We start from the raw sequence: 21059 nt of genomic DNA, 5'->3' as shown, positions 1-21059 counted from the left end.
GCCGCAAGTGCCCGCGTGCTCAGCGTTCTTCCCGTCCCAGCACCAGATCCGCGGCCTTCTCCGCGATCATCACCACCGCTGCGTTCGGATTGCAGGAAACGATTTCCGGCATCACCGAGGCGTCCGCGACCCGCAGCCCGCGCACTCCGTGCACGCGCAGTGCCGGGTCAACCACGGCATCGTCGCCGGTCCCTATCCGGCAGGTGCCGGACAAGTGGAAGAAGCTGCTCACCGCGTCCTGCACGGTCCGCTCCAGTTCGGCCCGGTCCATCCGCAACAGCCGGCCGGTCTGGGACACCGCGCCCCATTCGTCGAACGCCCCGGTGCCGACCAGCCGGTCGACCTCCTCGATCCCGGCGATCAACTGGTCGATGTCGTGCTCCTCGCGCAGGTACCCCGGGTCGATCAGCGGTGCCGCACCGGGATCGGCCGAGGCCAGCCGGAGAGAACCGCGGCTGCGCGGACGCATGTGGCCGACACCGAAGGAGAAGCTGTTGGCGCACGGCTCCTGCCACGGCAGGCGGTAGTCCACCTGGACCTGGACGATCTGCAATTCCGGGCGGTCCTGCGCGGAATCGGTCTTGGCGAACAACGTCGCCTCGGCGTAGTTGCCACTCGGCGGCGGCAATGGCCGCTTCGCTTCCACGCGGATTCCGGCCAGCATCACGTGGTCCTGCAGATCCCGGCCGACCCCGGGCAGATCCGCCAGCACCGGGATGCCGAGGGCTCCCAGCTCGTCCGCCGGACCGAAGCCTGAAAGCATCAGCAGCCGCGGCGAGCCCACCGCGCCGGCGCACAGCAGCACCTCGCTGCCCGCGCCCGCCCACTCCAGCACCCCGTCCCGGACGTACTCGACACCGAGACACCGGCCGTCGCGCACCGCCAGCAGCCGGACCTCAGCACCGGTGTGGACAGTCAGGTTGGGCCGGTCCATCGCGGGACGCAGGTACGCCGTCGCCGCGCTTTGCCGTCGCCCGTCCTGGATCAGCAGGTCGTGCAGGCCGGCCCCGAGCAGTTCGCCGTCGTTGAGATCGGCGGCGACGCGGTGTCCGGCCCGCCGCGCGGCGTCCACGTGTGCGAGGCTGAGCGGGTGCGGCTCGGCGATCGGTTGCGGCCGAAGCGGGCCGCCCCGGCCGCGATACGACGGATCGCCCGCGGGCACGTCCTCGGACCGCCGGAAGTACGGCAGCACGCCGGCGTAGTCCCAGCCTTCCGCGCCCGCCGCGGACCAGCAGTCGAAGTCGCCGCGGCAGCCGCGGAGGTGCGCCATGACGTTGATCGAGCCGCATCCGCCGAGCACGCGACCGCGCGGGGCCGGGACAGCCCGTCCGGTGGCCGCCTGCACGGTGGTTTCCCAGCCCCAGTCCGCATCGCCGCCGAGCAGACCCGGCCACGCACCCGGATCCTCGACGTCCGGCCGCCGCTCGTCGCCGCCCGCTTCGAGCAGCAGCACCGAAACGTCCGGATTCTCCGAAAGCCGGGCGGCGAGCACGCATCCGGCCGTGCCGCCGCCGACCACCACGTAGTCGAAGGAAACCATCAGAGCCCGACCACGACCGTCTTCAGCTCCAGGTACTCGTCGAGGTTCTCCTTGCACGTCTCCCGACCCCATCCGGACTGCTTGTACCCGCCGAACGGCAGCGCGGCGTCGACCGCCTGGTAGCAGTTCACCCAGACCTGCCCCGATTCCAGCGCCGCGGCGACCTGGTGCGCCCGTCCGACGTCCTTCGTCCAGACCCCCGCGCCCAGCCCGAAATCGGTGTCGTTGGCCAGCTCCAGCACCTCCTCGTCGGTGTCGAAGGGCACGACCGTCAACACGGGGCCGAAGATCTCCTCGCGCGCGATCCGGGAGTCCCGCGCGACGTTGGTGAGCACGGTCGGCTGCACGAACCAGCCCTGGTCGCCCCAGGCTTCCCCGCCTGCCGCTACCTCGACACCCTCGGACCGCCCGATGCCGAGGTAGCCCAGCACTTTCTCGCGGTGTTCGGGCGAGATCATCGGCCCCATCTCGGTGGCGGGATCGAGTCCCGGGCCGAGTTTGATGCTGCGCGCTCGGTCAGCCAGGCCCGCCACGACTTCGTCGTACACGCTGCGGTGCGCGTACAGCCGGGAGCCGGCGATGCAGCTTTCGCCCTGACAGGAGAAGATCGCCAGCCCCGCAGTCGCGATCGCGGCAGGCAGGTCAGCGTCGCCGAAGATGATGTTCGGTGATTTCCCGCCGAGTTCGAGGGAAACCCGCTTCAACGTGTCGGTCGCCGCCCGCGCGATGGCTTTGCCGGTGGCGACGGATCCGGTGAAAGTGATCTTGTCGACCCCGCGGTGCTCGACCAGCGCCGCCCCGGCAGTTTCGCCGTACCCGCTGACATAGTTGAAGACGCCCTCGGGAATTCCCGCTTCGAGCACCAGTTCGGCCAGCCGCGCGATCGACAGCGGCGTCTGCTCGGCGGGCTTGACCACGATGGTGTTTCCGGTTGCCAGCGCCGGAGCGAGCTTCTTGACCGCCATCATCAACGGCAGGTTCCACGGCACGATCGCGCCCACCACACCGACCGGCTCGCGGCGGGTGTACGCGTGGTACGGGCCGCCGAAATTCGTCGGGAACGACACCGGGATGGTGTCGCCGGTGATTTTCGTCGGCCAGCCCGCGTAATAGCGCAGGATCTCCACCGAGAACGGAACGTCCACGAAGCTCGCCTCGGTGATCGGCATCCCGACGTCCAGCGCTTCGAGCGCGGCCAGTTCGTCCGCGTGCGCTTCGACGAGATCCGCCAAGCGCCACAACAGCTTTCCGCGCTCCTGCGGCGTCATCAGCCGCCACGGCCCGGTCAGCGTGGCGCGAGCCGCCGACACCGCGCGGTCCACATCGGACGCGTCCGCCGCCGGCGCGTCGACCAGCACCTGGCCGGTCGAGGGGTCGCGCACCGCGAGGCTCTGCCCGGAACGCGCCTCGACCCAGTCGCCGCCGATGAGCATCCGGCGGGCCTTCTCGACGTTCGCGCGAAGGGCCTCGGGCAGGGTTTCCGTCGTTGTCGCCATGGTTTCCGTCCTTCTCGGCAGTGGGAACCGGGGGCGCGGCCGCTGCCGCGCCCCCGGCGGATCAGGCGGGCTGCGCGGTCTTGCGCGGCGCGGTGAAGTTCTTCATCCGCGGGAACACCTCGCGGCCCATGCGCTTGATGTCCTCGACGTAGTCCGGGAAGATCAGCATGTAGCCCGCGACGTCGATCTCCGCCCATTCGTCCAGCTGGCGGGCGATGCTCTCCGGCGACCCGGTGATGAAGTCCGTCGACATCTGCACCGAGCCCTTGCGGTCCATGCTGGCCAGGATCTCCGAGGTGCCGCCCTCCGCGGAGTCGGTGAGCGCGCCGCCGATCATGTACTCGATCGCCTTCATGTCGGCGTTGTCGACGTAGTTCTGCAGCTTCGCCTCGGCCTCCTCGTCGGTGTCGGCCATGACCACGCCGAGCGCCACGTACGGGCGGATGGTGCGCCCCGCCTCGTCCATCTGGCCGTTGAACCGGTCCACGACCTCGCGCAGCGCGTCCTGCCCGCCCCAGGCCAGCCGGAAGGAGTAGTCGGCGTAGCGGGTGGTAAACTTGATCGCGTCGTCGGAGGTCCCCGCGCACACGATGTTCATGTGGTGGTCCGGTTTCGGGCCCATCCGCAGGTCCTCGTACTGGAAGTACTCGCCCTGGAAGTTCGAGACGCCCTTCTCCCACAGCTCGCGCACGACCTGGCAGTACTCGCCCGCGTACTGCCAGCGGTAGGAGTTGTACTCGTAGCCCGGCCAGACCTTCATCGTCTCCAGCTCGCGCGGGTGCCAGCCGCCGGGGACGATGTTGAGCGAGAACCGGCCGCCGCTGATCGAATCGATGGTCATCGCCATCCGGGCCGCGATCGCCGGGTGGATCGCGAGGATGTTCACCGAGCCGACCAGCTTCATGTCGGTGGTGTCCCGGGCGAGCGCGGCCATCTGGGTCATCGATTCCAGCGCGTCGTCCCAGAAACCGGTGGTGCCGCCGTGCCCGCGCAGCGCCGAAAGCGACAGCGCGAAGGAAAACCGTTGTCCTCGCCGGTGGTGATGATCTCCCGCATGTGGTCGTAGGTCGGCGAGTACTGGGGTGCGGTCTCGGACATGATGTATCCGTTGCGGGCGCTCGGGATGAAGATGCCGAATTCCATGTCAGGGATTCCTCTCTTGGTGATCGCGGGGTCGCTACGGCAGCGCGACGGCCGCTTGCTCCACTTCGGACAGTGCGGGGGCCGGGTAGGCGGCTTCGCCGAGCACGACGTGGTCAAGCGTGCTGTCCAGCCCCTGGTCGACCCGCTTGTCCCGCAGGCCGATCGACTTCTCCACGGCGAGCACCACGACGAACGCGCTGGCCAGCCCGAGTACGAGGAACACGAGCACGCCGAGCGCCTGGTGTCCGATGCCGATCGACGCGTGCTGCGGCGCGTACTCCCCGGTGAGGCCGAAATACCCGCCCTGTTTGACGCCGGAGGCGAACACCGCGGTCATCAGCGCGCTGTACACACCAGGACCGAGTGTCAGCGGCACGACCTTGATGTCGTCGAGTCGCCAGCGGTTCATCAGCCGGTATCCGCCGACCACGATCAGCGGCGCGAAGAACGCGGTGAGCCCGGCCTGCCACGGTTTTGCGACGTCGAGCAGCGCGGACACCGCGATCCAGCCCGCGACCGGCGACACCAGCAGGAAGTACGGGCTCTTGCCGACCTTCCACGCGAGCAGGCCGCCGAGCACGGCGAAGGAGAACGCCATCATCAGGTTCGTGACGATCACGCCCATGCCGGTCTCGTTCAGCGTGATGCCGAAGTACCCGGCACCCGGCACCAGATACCCGTTGAGCAGCGCATATCCGCACAGGCCGGCGAGGAACAGGAACAGGCCGGCCACGGTGAAGACCAGGTTGTGCGGCATCGGCGGCTCGCTCGCCCGGCCGCTGAACACGCCCACCCTCGGCTTCGCCCGCCACACCAGCACGAGCGCCCAGCACCCGAGCAAGATGTAGAAAAAGGCGCCGCCGAAGTCGTGCGTGCCCGCGTTCGACAGCGGCCCGACCGAACCGTAGACGAGGTAGCCGGCGAACGGGATCACGAGCGCTCCGAACACCAGCGTGACCACCGAGAGCCCGGCCGTCTTCACCCGCTCGATCACCGAGCCCGCGAGCAGGGCGGCGAAGAACGCGGCGAACAGGATGAACACCGCGAAGAAGGCCTGGAACGAGTCCGCTCCCGGCATGGTCGCCGGATCCAGGTGCTGCGGATAGGTGTTGATGCCGGGTCCGCCGAGCCACCAGGATTTCAGCGCCTCGCCGAACGGGTTCGGGACGCCGAACGCCTGCGCGAACTGGGTGTCCCAGATCGCGAACCCGGCGAGCGACATCCCCGCCGCCGCGACGAACGCGGCGACCAGTTTCTGGACGGTCGTGTGCAGTGCGTTGCCCGCCCGGCTCAGGCCGGCGTCGAACAGGAACACCCCGCCGACGGCGAGCATGATCGCGATCAGGCCGACGACGTAGAGGATCGTGGGCACCTGCGCGTTCAGCGATACTTGGTTGTCGTACATGGCTTGGTTCTCCGCTCAGGAAGAGAGCAACAGGTCGAACGGCCGGTCGTACAAGATGCTTTCCACCACCTCCCGCGGAATCGGCAACGGCATGTCCAGATCGGCGACGGCCAGGAACTGATCGGCCGCCTCGCGGGGATCGAACGAGGGAAAATCCGAACCGAAGACGAGCCGGTCGGTCACGTGGCCCTCGATCGCCAGCCGCAGGCCGTTGTACAGCTGCCAGGTCTTGACCGGCAGCGTCGAAACGTCCGCGTACACGTTGGGGTTCTTCATCATCAACTCGACCGCTTCGTGGGTCCACGGCTTGCCGAAGTGGGCGAGGATGATCTTCGTCCCGCGGAACTCCCGCGCGACCTTGTCCAGCAACATCGGATAGGCGAATTCGTTGCAGCCGTCCGGGGCGAACACACTCGCCTGGTGGAACATCAGGAAGATCCCGAGGTCCGCGGCTGTCCGGTAGACCTCGAACGCTTCGGCGCAGTGCGGGTGGAAGCCCTGGTACGGCGGGGAAAGCTTTACCCCCTGCAGCCCGTGCGTCTCGACCGCGCGGCGCAGTTCCGCGGCCGCGCCCGGCCGGGTCGGGTCGACGCTGCCGACGCCGATCGCCCGGTCGCGGTTGGCCTCGAAGTACTCGCCCACGTAGTCGTTCGGCACGTGCATGCCCATCCGGGCGACCTGGAGGCCGAGCACCAGGAACCGATCGGCCCCGCTGGCCCGCATGACCCGGCTGTGCTCGTCGAGGTCGGCCTCCCCGAACCCGGGCCGCCCCACCAGTTCGACGCCCCGCTCCGTCCACACCGGACCGAGGTGTTCCGGCCGATAGACGTGCGTGTGCCAGTCGGTGAACGGACGATCCGGCATGTCAGGCCGTCCCGTCGCCCGGGCGGACAGCGATCGCCTCGATCTCGACCCGGCAGTCGCCGGCGATCCCGACCACGAACGTCGCGCGCGCCGGGAACGGACCCGGGGCGAACACTTCGGTGTAGGCCTCCCAGAATTCCTTGCGATAGGAGTCGTCCGCGAGGTAGCAGGTGGTCTTCACGATGTCGGACAGGCCGCACCCAGCGGCTTCCAGGACGCCCTTGATCTCGTCGAGCGCGATCCTGGTTTCGGCGGCGATCGACTTGGCATCGTCGCAGCGCCGCAGCGTTTCCAGGTCGAGCGCCATCCCTCCGGCGAAGACGAGGTCGCGGGTCGCGACGCCGGGGTTCATGCCGTAGCGGGGGTAGGGCAGGTTTTCCGGGTTGAGGTATTCCGGCACGGGTTCTTCCTTCCCTCGGCGCGGTCAGCTGGCAGCGGTCAGCGAGGTGTCGAGCTTGCGGATCTCCGGCATCACCTCGCGGGCGAACAGCCGCAGCGACCGGTCCACGTCCGGTGCCGGGATGCCGGGGAAACCCATCTGCAGCAACCAGTTCTGGATGCCGTGCGACCGGGTGAGCCGGGTCATCCGCTCCAGGACGCTGTCCGGCGAGCCGATCATCAGGTGGTCGCGCTCCATCAGCAGCTCCCACGGATCCATTTCGCGGTAGCGCGGGTCTTCCGGGTCTTCGTCGGCGTCGAGCCACACGCCGATGCCGCGGACCCGGCAGAGGAACTCGAAGAACTCGACGATGCCTGGTTCGGCGATGCGCCGCGCCTCCTCGTCGGTTTCGGCGATGCAGCACAGCCGCAGCACGCCACAGCCCTCGCCGAGAGCAGGCGTCCGCCCGGTCGCCGCCGCGGTCTCGGCGCGGTAGGTCTCGAAGAGGTTCTTCAGCACCTGACCGCTGGGATACCAGGTGATCGGCCGCAGTCCGTTGCGCGCGGCGTGCGCGAAGCCGGTCATCGACTCGGTGACTGCGAACTGCGGCGGCGTCGGACGCTGGAACGGCTTGGGGGTCATGCCGAACGCCACCAGTTCGTCGTTCTCCCCGACCCAGCCCTGCGGCATGGGCGCGCCCGGCGAGTGGATGAACTTCGTGCCCGGCTCCGGGAAGGTGTAGCGCTTGCCCCTCCAGCTGAACGGATCCTCGGTCCAGATGCCCCGGACGATCGCGAGGTTCTCGTCGAAGATCTCGCGGCTGTTGTCCGAGCCGTTCCACCGGTTAGCCTGCGGGTTGAGGTTCATCACCTCGATCGGCAGGATGCCGCGGCCGAACGCGACGTCGAGGCGGCCCTCGCTGAAGTGGTCGAGCACGGCGAGGTCCTCGGCCAGGCGCAGCGGATGCCAGAGCGTGAGCGAGACCGCTGCCATGCCGAGCCGGATCCGCTCGGTCCGCGCGGCCAGGTCCGTCGCCAGCACGACCGGGTTCGGGCTCGCGTCGCTGCCGTCGGTGTCGAAGTGGTGTTCGCCGAGCCAGATCCGGTCGTACCCCAGTTCGTCGGCCATCTGCGCGTGCCGGCGCGTTTCGCGCATGATGTCGTGCCAGTCCTGCGTGCCCGAGCGGTTCGTCAGCGCGTAGAGCAGATCCAGTTCCATGCTCACTCCCGTTCTCCGTGTCCAGCGGACGCTTAATGATTCCGACTAGTCGGTACTTACGACAGTCGGTGATCGGCGTCACCATGGATTCACTCATGAGACCGGGCTGCCGCGCCTTCGTACGAGTACCCAACCGCTACGTATTCTGCTCTGCGTACGTAGCCCGGAAGAGTCCGCTGACCTGCTATTCCAGCGCTTTGAGCAGGCGCGGGAGAACCCGGGCGAACGGGGCGAACAGGTCCATTCGGCGCGCGTCCTCGACCGCGGCCCACACGTGCTCGTCGTGTTCGTCGGACAGCGTCGCCGAGTAGTCGGGCGCTTCGGCCGACTCAGCCAGGATGGTCGTGTAATGCCATTCGCCGGGCACGACCTCATCCACGTACCGCGCGAGCGGCCGCCATCCGTCCGGCAGTCCGCCCATCTCCTCGGCGAACTCCCGCACGGCGGCCTCGAGCGCCGTCTCGCCCGCCAGCAGCGCCCCTCCCGGGATCGACCACTGGCCGCGGCCGCCGTGCACCCAGCCGGCGCGGCGCACGAGCAGCATCCGGCGCGGCGGCCGGGTCACGACGAGGATCCCCGCCGCGCCGTAGCGGCCCCAGCGGCGCCGACCGTCCGCGGTTACGAACCATTCGTCCGGCACGGGCGTTCCTTCCGCCGGGCTAGACGCACATTTCGCCGAGCCGCAGCGTGTGCCCCATCCGGTCGCGCTTGGTCCGCAGGTAGGCGACGTTGTCGACGGTGGCCGGTATTTCCAGCGGGACCCGGTCGAGCACGGACAGCCCGTAGCCCGCGAGCCCGGCGAGCTTGGCCGGATTGTTGGTGAGCAGCCGCATCGACCGCACGCCGAGGTCGGCCAGGATGTGCGCGCAGGCGGAGTAGTCGCGAGCGTCGGCCGGGAACCCCAGCTGGAGATTCGCGTCCACTGTGTCCGCTCCGGCGTCCTGCAGTTCGTACGCGCGCAGCTTGTCGAGGAGGCCGATTCCGCGGCCCTCGTGCCCGCGGACGTACACCACCACTCCCCGGCCGGCTCGCGCGACGGTCTGCAGCGACGCCTGCAGCTGCGTCCCGCAATCGCAGCGCAGCGACGTGAAGACGTCCCCGGTCAGGCATTCCGAATGGACCCGGACCAGCACGTCCTCGCCGTCGCCGAGATCGCCGAACACCAGCGCGACGTGCTCCCGGCCGTCCAAGACCGAGCGGTACCCGATCGCCCGGAACATCCCGAACGCGGTCGGCATCCGGGTGGCCGCGGCTCGCTCGACCTGCGTTTCCGTGCGGCGCCGGTACGCCACGAGGTCGGCGATCGAAATCATCGCGAGCCCGTGCTCATCGGCGAACCGGCGGCATTCCGGCCCGCGCATCATGGTCCCGTCGTCGTTGACCAGCTCGCACAACGCTCCGGCCGGCCGCAGCCCAGCGAGCCGCGCCAGGTCCACCGCGGCCTCGGTGTGCCCGCCGCGCTGCAGCACTCCCCCAGCGACGGCGCGGAGCGGCACCACGTGCCCCGGCCGCGACAGGTCGGCTGGAACGGTCGCCGGATCCGCGAGCAACTGGATCGTGCGCGCTCGGTCCCGCGCGGAAATGCCCGTGGTCACGCCGTTCTTCGCATCGACCGTCACGGCATACGCGGTGCCATGCGGATCCTGGTTGACAGAGGTCATCGGCGGCAGGTCGAGCCGGTCCAGCTCAGCGCCCGGCAGTGCGGCGCACACGAAGCCCGACGTATGCCGGATGGTGAAGTGCAGGAGTTTGGGTGTGGCCAGCTCAGCCGCGAAGACGAGATCGCCCTCGTTCTCCCGGTTCTCGTCGTCAAGAACGACCACCGGCCGTCCCGCGCGGACAGCCGCGAGCGCCGCGGCAACGGTGTCGAAGAGGACCTCGCCGCGCTCGGGAGCGAATACGTCCACCATGACCATGCCTCCGTCTCGCTCTCCGCGGATCCGGCTTGCTTGCCAGTACCGACCGGTTAGTATGAACATAACACGGTGGTCCCCCGCAGTCGACCACGCTTCCGCCGGCGCGAAGGAGCAGCAGGAACATGGGAAAATGGTTCGAAGACCTCCCCGTCGGGCACGCATTCGAAACCCCGGCCCGCACCGTCACCGAAGCCGACGTGGTCGCCTTCTCCGGCCTGTCGTGGGACGTGCACGCCCTGCACACCGACGCCGAACACGCCCGCACGACCCCGTTCGGCACCCGGATCGCCCACGGCGCACTGATCCTGTCGATGGCCGTCGGCCTCCGCGCGCGGACCGGGCATTTCGACGACACCCTCCTGGCGTTCCTGGAGATCCGCTCGTGGCAGTTCCAGGCCCCGGTCCGCATCGGCGACACCATCCGGGTCCGGAACGAGGTCACCGAGGCCCGTCGCACCTCCAACCCGAGCCGGGGAGTCGTGACGCAGCGGGTGGAAGTGCTGAACCAGGAGGACACGGTAGTGCAGGCCGGGGAGATGGTGTCGCTGATGCGATGCCGGCCATGAGCCGCTGCGACGTCCTCAGGAAGCCCCATCTGTCACTGGGTTCTCGGCGAACACCGGGCTCGTCGACACGAAGGGCGCGAACTCCATCCGCCGCGTCCTCCATTCTCCGTCGCGTCGGACGAATTCCAGTTCGTATCCGCCGGACAACAGCTGGTTGACCCCGTCGGCGGTGAGCCGGAAGTAGAACACGTCCGTTTTCGCCGTCGCAGTGTCGCCATCCACGGAGATGAGCGGGTTCGTGATGTGGTGATGGCACCGCGGCACCTGGGTCCACACCTTGCGCACCAACGCACGGACTCCGTCGGTTCCGTGCCCTTCGCCGCGGGGCAGCACGTAATCCGCGTCCTCGGACCAGATGCTCATGAACAGCTTCTCGTCCTGCTTGTCGATCCCGTGGCAGTACTTCGCGAGCAGTGTCTTGATCTCTTCGACGTCGAGCGCCCACTGGAGCCGTTCCTCGGCGGTACGAGCCATGATTCCTCCTTCCTGGAAACGACGCCTCAGGCGAACGTCACGACTCCGCGGATGTTCTTGCCCGCGTGCAGATCCGCGTAGCCCTGCGCCACCTCGTCCAGCGAGTAGGTCCGGGTGATCATCTCGTCGAGTTTGAGATCGCCGGCCCGGTACAGGTTGATCAGCCTGCGGACATCCCAGTTCCCGTTGGTCGCGCCGAAGAGCGAGCCCTGCAGCCGCTTCTGGTGCAGGGTCAGCTCGTGCAGGGAGATGGGCGCGCCGACGGCGTCGTGCGGGCCGATCGAGGTGATCACCGCGGTCCCGGCCTTGCGCACCGCACCGAACGCCTGGCGGACGTGGTCGGCACCGAGCACGCCGACAGTGACGATGGCTGAATCCGCGCCCTGTCCGTCGGTGAATTGCCGGGCCAGCTCGGAGGCCTCCTCCGCGGACGCGACGGCGTGCGTCGCGCCGAAGACGGGTGCCTGTTCCCGCTTGAACGCTACGGGGTCTACCGCGATCACGTTCTGCGCACCAGCGAAACGCGCGCCTTGCAACGCGCTCGCACCCAGTCCCCCGATGCCGTACACGATCACCGTGTCGCCTGGCTGCACGTCGGCGACATTAACCGCCGAACCCCAGCCGGTGCTCACCGCGCAGCCGATGAGACACGCCTTGTCCAGAGGGATGTCGTCGTCGATCTTGACGACCGAGTCGAGCGAAGCCGTTGTGTGCTCGGCGAAAGTGGAGATGCCGCAGAGCTGGCCGACCGGTTGCCCGTCGGGCAGGCGCAGCCGGTACGAGCCGTCGGTCCACCGCGGTCCGGCGAGGATTCCCGCGGCGAGGTCGCACAGGTTGGACCTGCCGGTAGCGCACCACCGGCAGTGGCCGCACGACGGGATCGCGGAGAACACGACGTGGTCGCCTTCGGCGATGCCTTTGCTGTTCGGTCCGGCCTTCGTGACGATGCCGGCTCCCTCGTGACCGAGCGCGAACGGGCAGGGATCGAGCGGGGAATCGCCGGTCACGTGGTGGTCGTCGGAATGGCACATGCCGGAGGCGACCATTTTGACCTGCACCTCGTCGGGACGAGGGTCTTCGAGTTCCATCTCGGCGACCTCGAGCGGACCGGGAGACGAGCGGATGACAGCGCCGCGGACCTTCATGGGGAGACTCCTTCTCGCATTGGCTAGAGGCTGTCGACGAGCAGTTCGACACCGCCGAGCGGCGGGCCGGGCTCGCGGGAGACCGTGTGCAGGCAGTCCTGGCATTTGACGACGTCGAACCAGCCGTCCTCGGTCAGCACCGGATAGCCGCGCAGGGCCGCCGAACCGCAGTCCTCGCACGTGCCCGGCACCGGCGTCCGGGCCACCGACAGCGTGGGCTCGGCGGGCCTCGGAAAACGGGTGGGCATGGCTACTCCTTCTCGCGCCGGGTGGCGCGCAGTTCTGCGGTGGCGGCGATATCCACAGCCAGTCCCTCGGGATCGGTCTCCGGGTCGCCGAGCACAACGACGCCGTACTTTTCGGCGGCGGCTTCGACGGTGATGTAGCCGTCGCGGACGTCGCGCCGGACCGCGTCCGGATCGCGCTCGGCCGGTGCGCCGAATCCGCCGCCGGCGTTGGTCAGGTAGCGGAACGTCGCGCCGGGACGGGTCTGCCACGTGCGTTCGCTCGCGTAGTAGGCGTAGACCCCTTGGGGGTCCGGCAGTTTCGTGGCCGGATCGACCACGCCGGCGACCGGCGTCGACGACGCGTAGGTTTCCTTGTCCGTGTCCAGGAACCGCACGTCCGCGCCGTCGCGGTCGAACAGCCACAGCGCGCCTTGCGCTCCGTCGGCGGCCCCGGCCGCGCCGATGCCGCTGGGCCGGCGGAAGCGGAACGGCGCGACCTGGTGGCTCGCGGGTCCGGTCCACACCACGTCCTTCATGATCGCCGCGCCGCCCCGGTGCCGCCCCGCGCCCGCGGTGTCGGGCGCGTATTCCTTGCGCATCACCAGGACCGGGAACTGGGCCTCGATGCCTTCCGTGGCCGGGCTGAGGATGTTGATCAGGTACGGGCTGGCGTGACCTTCGCCGTCGTGGAACGCGTCCGCGCCGATCGGCCCGGTCTCCGCGCCGGCCATGGCCGAACAAGCCCACGGCGTGCCGTCGTCGGCGACGCCGAACGCGTTGTGCACATTGTTGGCGCCGCAGTCGCCGCCGATCCCCCGTTTCCCGAGCACGTCGCCGAGCGCGTCGATGATCGCGGTCATCACGGCATTGGCGACCTCCCAGTAGAAGAAGATCGCTCCGTCCGGCGGCAGGGCGCTGGCGATGGTCCCGGGCGGCAGCACGAGGTCGACGTTGCGGAACGACCCCGAGGTGAAGTGGCCGTTCGGGTCCAGCAGCAGCTTCAGTCCCACCCCGACCGCAGTCTTGGCGTCCAGCGGTCCGGCGTTGACCGCGCTGCGCGCCTGCCGCGAAGACCCGCTGAAGTCGACCTCGACCCGGTCGCCGCGCTTGCGCACGGTGAGCCGGACGACGTATTCCTCGTTGGCGTCGACGGCGTCCGCGTCGATGCTCGCGGTTCCCCGGTAGTCGCCGTCCGGCAGTTCCGCCACCGCCAGGCGCATGCGTTCCGCGGTGGCGTCGCACGCGTACCGCAGCGACCCGAGGTAGGCGTCGACGCCGTATCGCTCGACAGTTTCGGCGATCATCGTCTCGCCGAACCGGCAGCAGCTCTGGATCGTCTTGTAGTCCGGCAGCTGGATCTCGCCGAAGCGCGAGTTGTCGAAGATCATCGAGAAGGTCTCGCGCACGGGCTCTTCGCCGCGGAACAGCAGCCGCGGGCTCACCACGAGGCCGGTCTCGTAGATGTTGTGCTTGTTCGTGTCGAAGCCGCCTGGCGTGATGCCGCCGACGTCGATGACGTGCGCGCGCAGCACGACGAAACTGACGATCCGCCCGTCGTGGAAGACCGGCCGGATGAAGCACATGTCGTTCACGTGCGTGCCGACGCGGGTCGGGTCGTTGCAGATCAGCAGGTCCCCGGGGCGAAGGTGTTCCGGCCCGAACTCCTCGACGGCCGACCGGACGCCGTCCTGCAGCGTGCCGAGGAACACCGTCAGGCCGTTGGTGACCGCGACCATCCGGTAGTTCTGCTCCGGCGGCGCGATGATCGCCGAGGCGTAGTCCATGGCCAGCGCGATGATCGGCGAGAAGGCCCGGTGCAGCAGTCCGGTGGCGACGTGGTCGGCGGTGGCGCGCAAGCGGTTCGACAGCACAGAGGCGGTGAACGGGTCGGCGGTGTAGCGCTCGGCGAACTCGTCGTCGGACAGGTCGCGCAGCAGCCGGGCAGCGGTGCGGCTGGTGGTCATCAGGACTCCTCACGGCGGCGGATGACGATCTCGCCGGCGTTGCCGACGGTCGCGGTCATCGCGGGCGGGACGTAGGTGGTGCACAACGGCTCGCGGATCACGGCGGGGCCGGCGACGAGGTCGCCGAGCATCAAGTCGGCGCGCTCGTACTCGTTCGCCTCGAGGTCCTCGGGGCCGAGGTAGCGAAGCGTGGCGGTCCGGGCCGGGCGCACCGCGTCGCCGCCGGCGCGGCGGGGCGGCACGGGGAATTCGACTTTGTCCGTCGGAACGACCGCGTGCAGGCGGTAGGTGACGCCCATGACGGGGTTCTGCGGGAACCGGTTCCCGCACTTCTGCTCGTAGTGGTCGTGGAAGTTCGCGATCATCCGTTCCACCGCTTCGGGCGTGACCGGCCCGGACGGGGCCGGCACGAACGGCGTGTCCCAGACTTGCCCGACGAGCTGGCCGTCGAACGTCCGCACATACTCGGCGGCGTCCGCGTCGGCGCCGAGCGAATCGCGCATCGCCTCCTCCATGCGCCGGTAGATGGCGTCGATGTCGGCCGCGGCTTCCGGGGTGAGCAGCCGATAGGCGCTGCGCCGGTCCGAGTGCACCTGATCGGTGCTCACCAAGCCGAGCGCGGAGAACAGGCCCGGATGCGGCGGCACGATCACGCTCTTGAGCGGCATCTGCTCGAGCAGCGCGGGCAGCGTCATCGGCCCGGCCGCGCCGAACGCGACCAGCGAGTACTCGCGGACGTCGACCCCGTTCTTGACTACGACCTCGGTGATGCCTTCGACGATGTTGTTGACCGCGGTCTGGTAAGCGAACCGGACCCGGTCGCCGAAATCGAACCGGCACTCCAGGTTCTCGAACGCCTTGCGGGACAACGCGGGGTCGAGACGGGACCGGCCGCCGGCGAACCGCTCGCCGTCGAGGATCCCGGTCAGCAGGAAGATGTCGGTCGTCGTCGGTTCGGCGCCGCCGCGGGCGTAGCAGGCGGGCCCGGGATCCGCGCCGGCGCTCTCCGGTCCGACCTCGAGCTCCCCGACCGGCGAGACCCGGACGATGCTGCCCCCGCCCGCGCCGACGCTGACGATCTCGTTCGAAAGCGTGCTGACCACGAGGTCGTATTCGATGTCGAAGGACGTCTTCACCACCGGCTGGTGGCCGGTGACGACGCTGATGTCGCAGGAGGTGCCGCCGACATCGGCGCAGAGGAGGTCCGGTGCGCCGATCGAGGAGCCCAGGTGCGCACAGGCCATCGTGCCCGCGGCAGGGCCGGAGAACAGGATCCGGGACGGCTGCGCCATCGCCAGCTCGACCGGGGCGAGAGTGGCGGCGCAGTCGGCGAAGCTCAGTTCGCCGGTGAAGCCCAGTTCGGACAGCCCCGCGGCGAGGCGCTCTGAGTAAGAGCCGTAGATGATCTTGCACAGCACGTCGATAGTGGTCGTGGACGCCCGAGCGTATTCGAGCGCCAGCGGCGAGACCTCGCTCGAAATCGAGCACGGGACGTCGCCGAGCACCTCTCGGACCAGCTCGGCGAGCCGACGTTCGTGCGCGCCGTTGACGTACGAGTGGAGCAAGCAGATCGCGACGCCCTCCACGTCGCAGCGCCGCAACACCTCCAGTTCGCGGCGCGCCTGTTCCTCGTCCAGTTCGACGACGATGCCGCCGGTCGCCGACAGCCGCTCCACAACGCCGCGACGGAGGTAGCGCGGGACGATCGGTTTGCCCGCATCGCTGAACGTGCGACGCCAGTGCGGATCGGTGTTAGCCTCCGCGGGCTTCGCGGCGCGGCCCATCTCGAGCAGATCGCGGTGCCCGTATGTGGTGAGGAAGGCGACCTTCGGCAGTTTCCGCGTGAGAATGGCGTTCAGTCCGTGCGTGCTGGCGTGATTGAACGCGGCCACACCGGCGACGCGGGCTTCGGCCGCTCCTCGCAGCACGCCCGAATGGGTTTCCGCGGCGTCGGTCGGGACCTTGATCGTCTCGACCTCGTTCCCGGTCACCCGGACGATATCGGTGAACGTACCGCCCACATCCACGCCGATGAGGGTTTTCATGTGCGCACTCCTTGAGGGATTCGGCAGAAGCGGGAGCGAGAGCACGGGCTTCTCGCGTCGACCGCCGGAAACCGAAGCTAGGCGGATGAGACGCCGGTCACCATCCAGATAGCGAACGGCGAAGTCCCGTTTGCGCGGCAGCCTCCGGATCCGGGCTGTGTCCCGTATCATCTGCGCGAGGTAATCGGCGGATCCGGCGACGAGGCCGGGAGGTGAGCGATGTCGGACCGGCAAGAGATGCCCGTTTCACAGTCGGTGCTGGCTGTCCGCACCGCCGACCCGCAGATCGCGCACGCCGAGCTGCAGAAGCTTTTCGTGGAGCACGAGCTGCAGGTCAGCCGGGACGGACGGCTCGATTTCACCCTCGACGTGGTGCCTTCGGAGTCCTTTGTGTTCGGCCGCATGGGATTCGGGGTCGAAATCTGTTTCGAAGCGCCGCCGATGGAGTCGGCTTACCAGATCAACATTCCGCTGCGCGGCACGTGCGTGCTGGACCAGCACGGCCGGAAATGCACCGCGGAGGCCGGCCGGCAGGGCGTGGTCATGGATCCCGTCGCACCAGTGTCCTATCGCTGGGACGAGGTTTCCCGCCAATTCGCCACAAAACTGCCGCGGCAGCGGTTCGAAGCGCACGCGGCGAGGCTCGTCGGCGCCAGCCGGGCCGAGACGATCGAATTCGAGCCGTGTTTCGATCTCACGAGCGAAGCGGGCCAGTCGGTGATGGCCACGATGGACTTCGTCTTCGCCGAACTGTCCCGCCCGGGCGGCCTCGCGGCGATTCCCTCCGCGCGGAGCGAACTCGAATCGCTGCTCATGACCCAGCTGCTGGCGGTGGTCCCGAACCAGTACACCCCGATGTTGAACCAGCCGGGCGGGAGCGGTGCCGACCGGGCCGTGCGCGACCTCGTCGACCGCATCGAACGCGATCCGGCGGCCGTTCGCGACACCGCGGACCTGGTGGCGATGTCCGGTCTCGCTCCTCGCGCGCTGCAGCTCGCCTTCCGCGAGCACGTCGGGACCGGGCCGATGGCCTTTGTGCGGGGCGTCCGCCTGGACCGGGTCCGCCACGATCTGCTCAACGGCCGGGGTTCGGTCACCGAAGTGGCCGCGACGTGGGGCTTCCACCACCCGGGGCATTTCGCCCGGCACTATCGCGAACGCTTCGGCGTCAGCCCTTCGGAGACCCTGCGCTCCCCCTGAGCTCGGTGATCAGTACGGGTCGGCGAACGAGCCGTCGAGTCCGATCACCGTCGTGCGCGTCTCCAGGTACGGCTCGAGCGCGCCGACGCCGTTCTCGCGGCCCCAGCCGCTCGCCTTGAACCCGCCGTAGGGCAGCGACCAGCGGACGAACGAGTAGGTGTTGACCCACACCGAACCCGCCTCGATCCGGTTGGCCACCCGGTGCGCGCGGGCCAGGTCACGCGTCCACAGCCCGGCGGTCAGGCCGTACTCGGTGTCGTTCGCCATCGCGACCGCCTCGTCCTCGTCCTCGAACGGGATCAGCGCGGCGACCGGGCCGAAAATCTCCTCCTGGGCGATGCGCATCGTGTTCGCGACGCCGGCGAAAACCGTCGGCTGCACGAAATACCCCTCAGCGAGGCCGTCGTCGGCGATCCGTTCGCCGCCTGCCACCAATTCCGCACCCTCGCGCGCGCCGAGTTCCACATAGGACAGTGTCTTCGCCAGCTGCTCCGCGTGCGCCTGCGGTCCCATCCGGACCGCCTCGTCGTGCGGCAACCCGACCCGGACCCGACCCGCACGGACCCGGAACTCTTCCACCACCCGGTCGTACAGCTTGCGGTGCACCAAAACCCGCGAACCCAGCGCGCAGCTCTGCCCGCACAACCGCCAAGCCGACGCCGTCGCGGCGTTGAGCGCCTGCTCCACATCCGCGTCGTCGAACAGGATGTGCGGCGCCTTTCCCCCGAGTTCGAACGTGAACCGTTTGAGATTGCCCGAGCCCTCGCCCAGCATCCGGCGTCCGGTCGCTGTCGACCCCGTGAAGGAGATCTTGTCCACGTCCGGATGCGCCACCAGACGCGCCCCGACCCGCGCGCCGGTGCCGTTCACGACGTTGACCACGCCGGGCGGGAATCCCGCCTCGTCCGCGATCCTCGCCAGCAGCAGTGCCGACACCGGCGTCTGCTCGGCCGGTTTCACCACCACGGCACAGCCGGCGGCCAGCGCGGCCCCGAGCTTCAGGCAGGTCGCCAGCAGCGGCGCGTTCCACGGCACGATCGCCCCTACGACGCCAACCGGGACCTTCGCGGTGAACGCGTGCACCGAATCGTCGAACGGGATCGTGGTGCCCTGCGTCTTGTCCGCCAGCGACGCGAACCAGTGGTACCACTGCACTTGCGCGGGCAACGACACGCGAAGATCCGTGACCGGAGTGCCGGTGTCGCGGCATTCCGCCTCGATCAGCTCCGGAAGCGCGTCCCGGAACAGGTCAGCGAACCTTCGCAGCAGCGCCGCGCGTTCGTGCCCGGGAGTCCGCCGCCACGCCGGAAACGCCGCGCGCGCAGCCTCGACCGCCCGGTCGACGTCCGCCGCACCGCCCGCGGCGACGACTGCCCACGGCCGTCCGGTGGCCGGGTCGATGCTCTGGATGGGCTCGCCGTCGATCGCGGCGACCCATTCGCCGCCGACGTAGAGCCGGTCGAATCTGCGCAGCTCGGAATGTGGCATGCCAGTATCCCTACGGAGTCGCCGCGCCGGGTGTCAACGAATCCCGGTTCGGTTTCCGGAAAGCGGCGCTTCGGATTTTTTCAATTCGCCGCCGGAGTCTCGAGCGCCAGCCCCGGAACGGAGGCTTCCCACGCGAGCACACGTCCGCCTCTCGCGGCTGTCACAACCACTGTGGACAGGTCCGGTCCTGCGAAACACACGTTGGTGGGGAAGGATTCTCCGAGCCGGACGTAGTCCCACTCGCCGCGCGGAGACAGGACGGCAACCGCATCTGCCGTCGTCGCCGCTATCCACATCGAGCCGTCTGCCGCCAAGGCCACCCCGTCGGGCTTTCCCTCGGGCAAGGTCGCGATCTCCCGCACCGGGCGGACCCCGCGTCCCGCCACCTCGAGCGCGACCACGGCGGCGGTGCGGGTGTCGGTTACATACAGGAGTTCTCCGTCAGCGCCGAAACACAGTCCGTTCGGGTGCGGAAGGTGTTCGGCGATCAGTTCCAGCTCGCCAGAGACGGTGTCGTAGGCCCATACCCGGCCGTATGCGCCAGCAGGATCCGGGGCGGCGGGCATCAACCGGCCGTAGGGGTCGGTGAACCACAGCCGCCCGTCCGGGCCGAACGCGCAGTCGTTCGGCGCCTGAAGGCCAGGCAGGGCCAACGGAGCGGTGACCGTGTCGTCACCGTCGACGACTTGGACGCCGGGGACGGCTGCCCGCTCCGATTTCGACTCCATGACCCGGGCGCCGTTCTGCACGACCCACAACCGGCCCGCGCCGTCGGCGGCCATCCCGTTCGGCCCGCCGCCCAGTTCGGCCCGCACTTGGAATCCGCTGCCGTCCAGACGTGCGCGGCACACCGTTCCGCGGTTGATCGACACGAAGTCGACGTGCTCGCCCTGGGCGACCGGGCCTTCGACGAACCCTGCTCCGCGCGCGAGCACGCGCCACGCCGCCCCGCTCACAGGTCCAGCACCAGACGCGGCCCGAGCGAACGCGACACGCAGAGCATCATGCATTCGTTCGCCGCCCGCTCCTGCTCGGTCAGCAAGGAATCCCGGTGGTCCGGTTCGCCTTCGAGCACCGGCGTTTCGCAGGTGCCGCACGTGCCTTCCGAGCACGAGTACAGGACGTCGATTCCCGCTTCTTCCACGACGGACAACACCGACCGCTCCGGCGGCACGGTCAGGGTGAGCCCGCTCTGCGCCAGGTGCACCGTGAACGACTCCGCGCGGACCGGTTCGGCGAACTCCTTGGGCGCGAACCGCTCCACGCGCAACGACCCGGCGGGCCACGACGCGCAGTTCCGCTCGACGGCGTCGAGCAGCGGCTCGGGGCCGCAGCAGTAGACCAGCGTGTCCGGTCGCGCGCTGCCGAGCAGAGCGCTGAGGTCCAGCAAGCCGGTTTCGTCCTGCGGCAGCACCGAAACCCGGTCGCCGTACGCGGACAGTTCGTTCAGGAAGGCCATCGAGGACCGGCTCCGCCCGCCGTACGCCAGATGCCAGCGCGCACCGGCGCGGTCGGCCGCCGCGATCATCGGCAGGAGCGGCGTGATGCCGATTCCGCCCGCGATGAACTGGTACCGAGGCGAGCGGTCGAGCGCGAAGTTGTTCCGCGGTCCGCGGATCCGGAGCACGTCGCCTGCCTCAACCTTGTCGTGCAGGTGCTTCGAACCGCCCCGGCCCGACTCTTCCCGCAGGATCCCGACGCGGTAGACCTCTCGGTCGCCGGGCGAGCCGCACAGCGAGTACTGCCGGGCCGTTCCGTCCGGGAGCAGCACGTCGATGTGCGCACCCGGTTCCCACCGCGGCAGGAGTTCGCCGTCAAGCGGGCGCAGGGTCAGCACCGTTACGCGTTCGGCCGCCGTCTCGCGCCTGGTCGCGCGGACCTCGATCTCCCGGTCCGGCCCGGTCCTGCCCGCCTCCGGTTCGACACGGATGTCCATGATCCTCCCTGAGCTCAACTCCGGAAGATACTACATCCTTGAAATACTTGCCG

20 protein-coding genes are annotated in these 21059 nt (G+C 69.1%); 2 read left to right on the top strand and 18 right to left on the bottom strand.

The features are described 5' to 3' along the window. Positions 1-19: 19 nt before the first annotated feature. The 10 genes from FKO37_RS26575 to FKO37_RS26530 form a co-directional block, all read right to left on the bottom strand. Entirely contained in the window at positions 20-1540 is a 1521-nt protein-coding gene (locus FKO37_RS26575) for a GMC family oxidoreductase (RefSeq protein WP_238606210.1), read from the bottom strand. Further along, positions 1540-3036 carry an aldehyde dehydrogenase family protein gene (locus FKO37_RS26570; RefSeq protein WP_238606209.1) on the bottom strand — a complete coding sequence of 499 codons (1497 nt, stop codon included), beginning with the start codon at positions 3034-3036 and terminating at the stop codon, positions 1540-1542. The genes FKO37_RS26575 and FKO37_RS26570 overlap by 1 nt, the downstream gene beginning before the upstream one ends. A gap of 61 nt (positions 3037-3097) precedes the next feature. After that, entirely contained in the window at positions 3098-3979 is an 882-nt protein-coding gene (locus FKO37_RS26565; RefSeq protein ID WP_238606208.1) for an LLM class flavin-dependent oxidoreductase, read from the bottom strand. Beyond that, on the bottom strand, positions 3976-4179 hold the full coding sequence (locus FKO37_RS26560; protein ID WP_238606207.1) for a hypothetical protein: 204 nt from the start codon (positions 4177-4179) through the stop codon (positions 3976-3978). Before FKO37_RS26560 ends, FKO37_RS26565 begins: the two co-directional genes overlap by 4 nt. Before the next feature lie 34 nt (positions 4180-4213). Beyond that, complete coding sequence (locus FKO37_RS26555; RefSeq protein ID WP_238606206.1) at positions 4214-5584, bottom strand: ammonium transporter; 1371 nt, start codon at positions 5582-5584, stop codon at positions 4214-4216. A 15-nt stretch (positions 5585-5599) separates the two neighbouring features. Continuing rightward, a complete protein-coding gene (locus FKO37_RS26550) occupies positions 5600-6448 on the bottom strand; it encodes an amidohydrolase family protein (protein WP_238606205.1) in 849 nt (282 codons plus the stop codon). A 1-nt stretch (position 6449) separates the two neighbouring features. After that, complete coding sequence (locus FKO37_RS26545; protein ID WP_238606204.1) at positions 6450-6848, bottom strand: RidA family protein; 399 nt, start codon at positions 6846-6848, stop codon at positions 6450-6452. A 24-nt stretch (positions 6849-6872) separates the two neighbouring features. Next, positions 6873-8045: an LLM class flavin-dependent oxidoreductase gene (locus FKO37_RS26540; RefSeq protein WP_238608336.1), complete on the bottom strand. Its 1173-nt coding sequence runs from the start codon at positions 8043-8045 to the stop codon at positions 6873-6875. A 184-nt stretch (positions 8046-8229) separates the two neighbouring features. Beyond that, positions 8230-8685, bottom strand: coding sequence for an NUDIX hydrolase (locus FKO37_RS26535; protein WP_238606203.1), 456 nt, complete (start codon positions 8683-8685; stop codon positions 8230-8232). A gap of 19 nt (positions 8686-8704) precedes the next feature. After that, entirely contained in the window at positions 8705-9955 is a 1251-nt protein-coding gene (locus tag FKO37_RS26530) for a bifunctional 3,4-dihydroxy-2-butanone-4-phosphate synthase/GTP cyclohydrolase II (RefSeq protein WP_238606202.1), read from the bottom strand. A 128-nt stretch (positions 9956-10083) separates the two neighbouring features. On the opposite strand from FKO37_RS26530, the gene FKO37_RS26525 reads away from it, so the two are divergent. Then, positions 10084-10527, top strand: coding sequence for a MaoC/PaaZ C-terminal domain-containing protein (locus FKO37_RS26525; protein ID WP_238606201.1), 444 nt, complete (start codon positions 10084-10086; stop codon positions 10525-10527). 15 nt (positions 10528-10542) lie between these two features. Here FKO37_RS26525 and FKO37_RS26520 read toward each other — a convergent pair whose 3' ends face one another. From FKO37_RS26520 to FKO37_RS26500, 5 genes are read right to left on the bottom strand one after another with little or no spacing between them, the layout of a single operon-like run. Further along, on the bottom strand, positions 10543-11001 hold the full coding sequence (locus tag FKO37_RS26520) for a nuclear transport factor 2 family protein (RefSeq protein WP_238606200.1): 459 nt from the start codon (positions 10999-11001) through the stop codon (positions 10543-10545). A gap of 26 nt (positions 11002-11027) precedes the next feature. Then, a complete protein-coding gene (locus FKO37_RS26515) occupies positions 11028-12146 on the bottom strand; it encodes an NDMA-dependent alcohol dehydrogenase (protein ID WP_238606199.1) in 1119 nt (372 codons plus the stop codon). 23 nt (positions 12147-12169) lie between these two features. Continuing rightward, on the bottom strand, positions 12170-12394 hold the full coding sequence (locus tag FKO37_RS26510) for a hypothetical protein (RefSeq protein WP_238606198.1): 225 nt from the start codon (positions 12392-12394) through the stop codon (positions 12170-12172). 2 nt (positions 12395-12396) lie between these two features. Beyond that, entirely contained in the window at positions 12397-14337 is a 1941-nt protein-coding gene (locus FKO37_RS26505; RefSeq protein ID WP_238606197.1) for a hydantoinase B/oxoprolinase family protein, read from the bottom strand. Then, on the bottom strand, positions 14337-16382 hold the full coding sequence (locus FKO37_RS26500; protein WP_238606196.1) for a hydantoinase/oxoprolinase family protein: 2046 nt from the start codon (positions 16380-16382) through the stop codon (positions 14337-14339). Before FKO37_RS26500 ends, FKO37_RS26505 begins: the two co-directional genes overlap by 1 nt. A 219-nt stretch (positions 16383-16601) precedes the next feature. Between FKO37_RS26500 and FKO37_RS26495 the strand changes: the two genes are divergently transcribed. Further along, positions 16602-17582, top strand: coding sequence for an AraC family transcriptional regulator (locus FKO37_RS26495; protein ID WP_238606195.1), 981 nt, complete (start codon positions 16602-16604; stop codon positions 17580-17582). A 9-nt stretch (positions 17583-17591) separates the two neighbouring features. On the opposite strand, the gene FKO37_RS26490 is transcribed toward FKO37_RS26495, so the two are convergent. From FKO37_RS26490 to FKO37_RS26480, 3 genes are all read right to left on the bottom strand, one after another. Next, complete coding sequence (locus FKO37_RS26490) at positions 17592-19070, bottom strand: aldehyde dehydrogenase family protein (RefSeq protein ID WP_238606194.1); 1479 nt, start codon at positions 19068-19070, stop codon at positions 17592-17594. 80 nt (positions 19071-19150) lie between these two features. Continuing rightward, complete coding sequence (locus FKO37_RS26485) at positions 19151-20026, bottom strand: SMP-30/gluconolactonase/LRE family protein (protein ID WP_238606193.1); 876 nt, start codon at positions 20024-20026, stop codon at positions 19151-19153. Continuing rightward, entirely contained in the window at positions 20023-21006 is a 984-nt protein-coding gene (locus FKO37_RS26480) for a PDR/VanB family oxidoreductase (RefSeq protein ID WP_238606192.1), read from the bottom strand. Before FKO37_RS26480 ends, FKO37_RS26485 begins: the two co-directional genes overlap by 4 nt. Positions 21007-21059: the final 53 nt, after the last annotated feature.

Source organism: Amycolatopsis sp. Poz14, assembly GCF_006704225.1.
In the GTDB taxonomy this organism is placed as follows: domain Bacteria; phylum Actinomycetota; class Actinomycetes; order Mycobacteriales; family Pseudonocardiaceae; genus Amycolatopsis; species Amycolatopsis nivea.
The sequence above is the reverse complement of the archived record's forward strand: the minus strand, read 5'-3'. Positions and strand labels throughout refer to the sequence as shown.

What these genes read in the sequence shown, in the direction of transcription:
- FKO37_RS26575 (WP_238606210.1), bottom strand. Translation starts at nt 1,540, where the DNA reads ATGGTTTCCTTCGACTACGTGGTGGTCGGCGGCGGCACGGCCGGATGC.
- FKO37_RS26570 (WP_238606209.1), bottom strand. Translation starts at nt 3,036, where the DNA reads ATGGCGACAACGACGGAAACCCTGCCCGAGGCCCTTCGCGCGAACGTC.
- FKO37_RS26565 (WP_238606208.1), bottom strand. Translation starts at nt 3,979, where the DNA reads ATGACCCAGATGGCCGCGCTCGCCCGGGACACCACCGACATGAAGCTG.
- FKO37_RS26560 (WP_238606207.1), bottom strand. Translation starts at nt 4,179, where the DNA reads ATGGAATTCGGCATCTTCATCCCGAGCGCCCGCAACGGATACATCATG.
- FKO37_RS26555 (WP_238606206.1), bottom strand. Translation starts at nt 5,584, where the DNA reads ATGTACGACAACCAAGTATCGCTGAACGCGCAGGTGCCCACGATCCTC.
- FKO37_RS26550 (WP_238606205.1), bottom strand. Translation starts at nt 6,448, where the DNA reads ATGCCGGATCGTCCGTTCACCGACTGGCACACGCACGTCTATCGGCCG.
- FKO37_RS26540 (WP_238608336.1), bottom strand. Translation starts at nt 8,045, where the DNA reads ATGGAACTGGATCTGCTCTACGCGCTGACGAACCGCTCGGGCACGCAG.
- FKO37_RS26530 (WP_238606202.1), bottom strand. Translation starts at nt 9,955, where the DNA reads ATGGTGGACGTATTCGCTCCCGAGCGCGGCGAGGTCCTCTTCGACACC.
- FKO37_RS26525 (WP_238606201.1), top strand. Translation starts at nt 10,084, where the DNA reads ATGGGAAAATGGTTCGAAGACCTCCCCGTCGGGCACGCATTCGAAACC.
- FKO37_RS26520 (WP_238606200.1), bottom strand. Translation starts at nt 11,001, where the DNA reads ATGGCTCGTACCGCCGAGGAACGGCTCCAGTGGGCGCTCGACGTCGAA.
- FKO37_RS26515 (WP_238606199.1), bottom strand. Translation starts at nt 12,146, where the DNA reads ATGAAGGTCCGCGGCGCTGTCATCCGCTCGTCTCCCGGTCCGCTCGAG.
- FKO37_RS26510 (WP_238606198.1), bottom strand. Translation starts at nt 12,394, where the DNA reads ATGCCCACCCGTTTTCCGAGGCCCGCCGAGCCCACGCTGTCGGTGGCC.
- FKO37_RS26505 (WP_238606197.1), bottom strand. Translation starts at nt 14,337, where the DNA reads ATGACCACCAGCCGCACCGCTGCCCGGCTGCTGCGCGACCTGTCCGAC.
- FKO37_RS26500 (WP_238606196.1), bottom strand. Translation starts at nt 16,382, where the DNA reads ATGAAAACCCTCATCGGCGTGGATGTGGGCGGTACGTTCACCGATATC.
- FKO37_RS26495 (WP_238606195.1), top strand. Translation starts at nt 16,602, where the DNA reads ATGTCGGACCGGCAAGAGATGCCCGTTTCACAGTCGGTGCTGGCTGTC.
- FKO37_RS26490 (WP_238606194.1), bottom strand. Translation starts at nt 19,070, where the DNA reads ATGCCACATTCCGAGCTGCGCAGATTCGACCGGCTCTACGTCGGCGGC.
- FKO37_RS26480 (WP_238606192.1), bottom strand. Translation starts at nt 21,006, where the DNA reads ATGGACATCCGTGTCGAACCGGAGGCGGGCAGGACCGGGCCGGACCGG.